2 protein-coding genes are annotated in these 6160 nt (G+C 67.1%); both read left to right on the forward strand.

From position 1 onward, the window contains the following. The first annotated feature begins 876 nt into the window (after positions 1-876). A complete protein-coding gene (locus tag IG65_RS38290; protein ID WP_156055929.1) occupies positions 877-3189 on the forward strand; it encodes a DEAD/DEAH box helicase in 2313 nt (770 codons plus the stop codon). A gap of 34 nt (positions 3190-3223) precedes the next feature. Beyond that, the coding region (locus IG65_RS37460) for an NUDIX domain-containing protein (RefSeq protein WP_197040022.1) at positions 3224-6160 on the forward strand (2937 nt) is incomplete at its 3' end.

A 6160-nucleotide genomic window follows, 5' to 3' on the forward strand; every position in this document is an offset into this window, starting at 1 on the left:
CCGCTGCTCAACGGCGCATTCGCCGGGGGCGTGTATTCCCGCAGCGGAGCCCATCCGCCGGCGATCGACGGCGGCGCGACATTCACACCGCCCGACGCGATCTCGGCAGGACAAGACGGGAAAGCCGCGACACCTCGGCGACCGGTCGAGGTGTCGGCGGAATCGAAACGGGCATGGGCGGACGCGCAGAAGGCCTGGGGCCCGACCGCGGAGACCACGAAGACCGCAGGTGAACGTGGCGGGCCCACGGAAAAGACCGGGGCCGCGGAACCACCCTCGAGCGAGCAGGGCCCAACGATCGCGGCCGACGGAGCCGGTGGTCGACAGCCCGGGCAACCCATCCGTCCCGCATCTTCCGACGCCGCCGCGGCGCGGTCGGGAACACATTCCGAGACGGCGGCTCCGGTCGAGCGGCCACCGGCCGAGAAACCGGTCGCCGCCGGGAAGGCGACCGCACCCCGATCGGTCGAGGCGGTGGGCGAAACCTCGCCGCCGCCGAAGCTCCCGGCGAGCGCCCCGCCACGCCCGGTCGGCGAGGTTCACGAAAAGGCCGGCGCACCACCAGGAAACAGCGCGCACGCGAAAGCCGGGCCGAGCCCGGCCGGAGAACACACGGCGGTCGCGGACGGTGCCGGTACGCAAACATCGGCACGACCCCATCCAGCTGCTGAGGGCGAGGCGGGGACTCCCGGCGCTCGTGGCGAACCCGGATCGTCCAGTGCTCGTGGCGAACCCGGATCGTCGCGTGGCGAAGAGCATGCGACCCCGCAGCGAGAGGCGACTGCCGAGCAGTCCGGTCAGGAAAGACCCGAAGGCTCCGGCCGGACCGAGGCGGACGGCACCGAAACACCTGCCGGGGAGGAACATTCGTCGTCGGTGCACGACGAGCAGAGCGTTCCGGCCGCCGATCACGACAGTCTCGCCGACACCGCCGGTATGCCGCGCAGCGACCGCGACAAGGCGGTCGATCTGCTGATCGACTTCCACCAGGCCTCGGCCGAGCATGTTCCGGAGAGTCAACGCCTGTCCAACCTTCCGGACGACGTGCTGATGGCCGGCCTGCACAGCGGCGATGAGCACCAGTCGTTGCTGGCGACGATGGAGATCATCCGGCGCGGCACGATCAGCGAGAAAGTGCCCGGCGGAATGGTGTTGCGGGTCGAACAGGCGGAAGCCGTCTACGCGATGAAATCGCGTCCGGTGGAAATGAAACCCGGCGAGGGCAAATCGCTGGTATTCATGGCCGGCGCAATCCAACGTGCGGTGCAACACGGCTCGGTTCTGCTCGTGACCACCACCGATGGACTGGCCAATCGCGAAGTCAGCACGTATCGGAAGCTGTTGACCGGCGATGAGGAATTCGCCGACATGCAGAATGTGCTGGGCAAATTCGGGATCGACGTGTTCCGCGCCGATCAGCAGAACGGTTTCGGGCCGATCACGAAGGGGCGGCCTGCGATCGTGGTCGCCACCGGCGAGACAGTCGGGCATCTGTGCAACGCCGGTATCAAGCCACCGCGCCATGCGCTGATCGACGAGATGGACGGCATCATCGACCGAGGTGAACGGCAGTTCCTCCGGTCGGAAGGTGCCGAGCAGGCGGCGCCGGAGGCAACCGCCAAGGAGGTGTTCGGCGCACACGACTTTCTCACCAAGGCACTGGCGGATGGGTCGCTGACGCACGACGATTTCGGCCTCAGGCGAATAGCCGAGGAAATCGGCATGCAGGCCGACGGCACACCGGAGGTCATGTACTGGTACGACGGTCAACCCGAGCTGACCCCCGAGGGGCGGGCGAAGGTCGAGGCGCTGCCCGGCGGACAAGACTGGCTGGATGGAATGGGGGCCTCCCGGCTGGAGACCGCGGCCCACGCAGAGTTCCTCGTCCGTAAGGGTGTCCACTACGAAATGGACACGGGCAAGATCGTCATCATCGATCAGGCCGAACATGGGCTGCAACGCAACCCGAAGACCTCGAGCGAATCACGGTGGAGCGCGGAGCCGGGTAAGGCGAGCCTCGCGCAGGCCATCGAGGCCAAAGAGATCCGCGCGGCCGAGAGCCGCAGGGAGAGCGCCGAGGAGCATCGGATCGTCGTGCGCGCGGATGCCGAGTCCGCCAAGCGTATCGATTCGGTCGAAATCTACCGTGTCGGACGCGAATCCTTCTTCGATGAAGTGACAGGTGCGTCCGGCACTCTCACCGACCTGAACCCGGTGCTGCAGAAGATCTACAACCTGGAGCCGGCGCACGAGGTCGGGCGGTCGCAGACCCATCAGCTGGTGGAGGGCCAGCATGATGTGGTCGAGAGCACACACGCCAAATTGCGCACGATCGCCGAATACGCGAACGAGATGCGGGCCGACGGCAAGGGCCGGTTTCAGGAAATCCTCTGTCACCGCAACGATTTGGTCGCCCGTCAGGTCGAGGCGCTGGTGCGCGCGGGTGTGCCGAGAGATGCGATCGAAGCGGTGGACGCCAAACGGATCATCGGCTGGGGCGCGGACTGGGAAGCCCAGTTGCAGAAGGTGTTCGACGAGGCCGGTGAGCAGGGCAAGATCCTGGTGATCAACCGGCAGGGCCAGCGCGGTGTCGACATCTCGGTATCGGAGGCGGTGAAGGCCAAGGGCGGCATGCATGTGTGGATGACGGAGGCCCCGGAGCAGTCCTACATCCACGAACAGGCCAAGAACCGCACGGCACGTAACGGTCAGCGCGGTAGCGCGCAAGTGGTGATGTCGCCGCAGGACGCCCTGATTCGCAATGCCATGCACCTGCGCGGGGTCCGAGAGGCGGTGATCGTCTACGAACAGGCAGTGGCCGCCCACAAGGCCGATCCCACGCCTCGGACCCACGATGCGGTCGTCGCGGCGAGCCATGCCGTCCGTGAGATGGCACCGGAACTGCAGCAGCGCGCTTTGCGGCATTCCACCGCGGATTTCATCCGCCACCATGTCTTCTCGACCGGCAACCTCACCCTCACCCTTGCCGAAGCCGACACCGGGTTGTACGGCGAACCCGACTTCACTCGCCCGGACGAGCCGGCGGACCAAGCGACACGGCTGGCCGGTCGCGACAGCGCTGGGTTATCCGGCCGCCGGCATCACCCCCGTCATCGCCCGCGACATCCTGGGCGAAGCGGTCGGCGATCACCTGACCGCCACGAACACCGGACAAGTCGCCGGCGGTGACGATACCGATTCGGCCGCAACAGTTTCCGGACCGGTGAGCCAGGACGCTCAGAATCCGGACACCCAAAACGCGGAGTCCCAGAATCCGGCCGTGCAAGCGGCGACCGTCCAGGATGAAGACGTCGAGAACGCCGACATCCGGGATGTCGCTGACGAGGCGGCCGAGAACATCATCGCCGCCGCGTCACAGTATTTGGCCATTTCGGCCCTGCTCGATTCGGTCGTGCAGATCAATCGCCTCAGACCCAACAGTTGTGTCAACAATGCTGTGACCGGTATGCGAGTGTTGTGCCCCGACAACGCGGGTCGCTTCCAGATGCCCGCCGCCAGGTTGCGCGGCCACGGCCGCGACACCGTGCGCAAGATATTCGGCGCCGGGCTCGAGCAGGCCGGATCCCTGGACCAGGTAGCCGAATCGTTGAAGTCCCGGCCCGGTGGAATCACCGTTCTGGTCTACAAGTGGAAAGACAGCCGAGCCGCCGGCACCAGCGTCGACGCCGACGACCATATGGTGCTGCTGGTCAACGACAGCACCTCGGTCGACGACCCGAACCTGGTCGTCGTCGACCTGGCCGCGTCGCGGGACGGTAATACCGAGAACGACTACGGCCCCAAGGACCTCCGGAACCGCCGCGCATTGCTGAACAAGGCTGTCGGATTCGATGATTGGCGCCGCGAGCAACAGAAGTTCATCGATCGGCTGCCGGTGGAGCGGCGACTGTTCGAGACCATCGAGTTCGACCGGGACGGCAACCTCGCCTCCGGCTCGAGCGCGGGTGCTCCCGCCGCCGAGACCCTGCCGCCATCCCAGCGCGCCGTGGTCCCCGCGGCCATGGTGGACGAAATCAATGCCGCAGGTGCGGGGCTACCCAGCCGGGGCGAGCCGACGCCGGATCGATCGGACACCGCCGCGGACACGCGCCGGCACGAACCCGCACCGATCGGCAACCGCCCGCATGAGCCCTCGTCTGCTCCGGAAGGTCCGTCCGTGCAGGAGGGGCGTAGCGATGACTCGGACGCCCGGGCGCAAGCCGATCAGTCGGACCATTCCTTTCGCATTCTCGACGACCCTGGAATGTCCGGCGATCGTGAGGTCGAGCCCGGGTATTGGGGGCATTACGGGGCAGCGGGTGTTCTGGTTCGGCACGTGAATCGGACCGGCGACGAACTGTTCCTGATCTGCAAGTCGAAATCTGGTTTTTCCCAAGGCAATTGGCAGCTCCCCGGCGGGGCGTTGTGTTCGCGGGAAACCCCGGCCCAAGGTGCGGCCCGGGAGATGAGCGAGGAACTCGGCGCGAGCGCAGAGTACCTGGCCGGCCTGGCGTACCGGGGGACACATGTGATCAGCGGGCCCCGCGGGTGGAAATACCACGTCCTCGTCGCCGATGCACCGCGACGGTTCGATCCGGCGGTGGACGACAAGGAAACCGCGGAAGCCCGATGGGTCAGTCGCGATGAGCTGGCCGCGATGGCCGGTCGCGGAGAGGTGCATTCGGCCCTGACCAGGAATTTGCCTCGTGTACTGGGCCTGTTCGAGCCGGATGCGGCCGAACCGGTTATTCCGTCGGTCTCCCGCTCCGCTCCGGCCGTGGCCGCCCGGCCGCCCGGCTTCCGGCCGCAACCCGCGTTCCGTGCTCTGGACCGGACGATGTTCGAAGAGTATGTGCGGCTGTACGAATTCGGGCGAGCGTCTTTCGATGATCCGGCTCGCACCGCCGAGGTGGCGCGACGCAATGAGGAATTCTTCGCCCGGTATCCGCAGGCCCGCCAGCCGGCGGTAGCGGGTCAGCTGGTGCAATACCAAGCCGTGGCCGGCGAGATCGACAAGTTGGCCGACGCCCTCGACATGAACGGCACCGACCTCCGTGCGCGGCTGAAGCGCGAACTCGCCGACTTGGTCCAGGGTAAGGCACTCGCGGTCCGGATCAGACAGGAAGCCCTGTTCGGCCTGCTCGCCGACGGCCGGTTCAAGACACAGTTCGAGGGGCCCCTGGGCGGCGGCCGCGCGAGTGATGTGGCGCGGATGGAGGACCGGTGGTTCGGCAACCCCGAGAACATGGACCCGCGGCTGCGGCCGGTCTACGGACACGTGCTCATCGCCGGTGAACGCCCGGCGGGGCTGTCGGATGCCACCGTTTCGGCCGGGGCGGACGATCCGAACCTGAAGCTGTACACCGAGAAACTGGCGATGTACGGCCGAATCGAGCTGGTACTGAAAGACGATGTCCGGGAACGGGCCACAGTCTGCGTCGGCGATTCGCTCGTCTACTCCGGCGCCGTGTGGGGCGGCAAACAGGCACGGACCATTCCCTCGCCGCTGCTCGACCCACAGCCGGAGTCCTTCGGCATCGGCCCGATGTCCGAGAACGCCTTTGAGGAAGATCGCACCCTGCGCGGAACGGATCGGGATTACCTCGGTCCCCTCTTCCGCCGACACCAGTTCGTCGAATGCCACATCCACGGCGGCCTCACGCTCGCCGACATCGACCACATCAATCTTCCCGAAGCACCCGATCCCGAGTTGCGCGCCGCACTCGATCGTGCCGGCGTGGCGTGGCGCGTCCTCGACAGCCACGCCATCGCCCGCAGCGGCGACGCCGAAGACGTTGCGCGAGAACGCCGGAGACTCGAAGAAGACCTCGCCGTGGTCGACAACGTGATCGACGGTATCCGCCGGAGCCTCGAGTTCCTCGAGCGCGGCGACACCCCAGCCCAGCAGAAGCGGGCCGAACTCTGGCGAGTCGAACTGCGCAACGCCGAAGCGATGCGCGACCGGATCGTGGAAATGCTCGCCCCCCTCGGCACCGGGCCGTCGGGCAGCATCGGCAGCCGGCCGACGGAGAACGAGGCGAATCCGTCGTCGCCGAACATCCGCGAGCAGTACACCGTGCGGGCGGCCGGCGCGGCACTGGGCCCCTCCGGCAGAGAGGGCGAGAGAACCCGCACCCACGCAGTCGCCGCGGAACGTCAC

The sequence above is a fragment of the Nocardia sp. NRRL WC-3656 genome, assembly GCF_000720265.1.
GTDB lineage: Bacteria > Actinomycetota > Actinomycetes > Mycobacteriales > Mycobacteriaceae > Nocardia > Nocardia nova.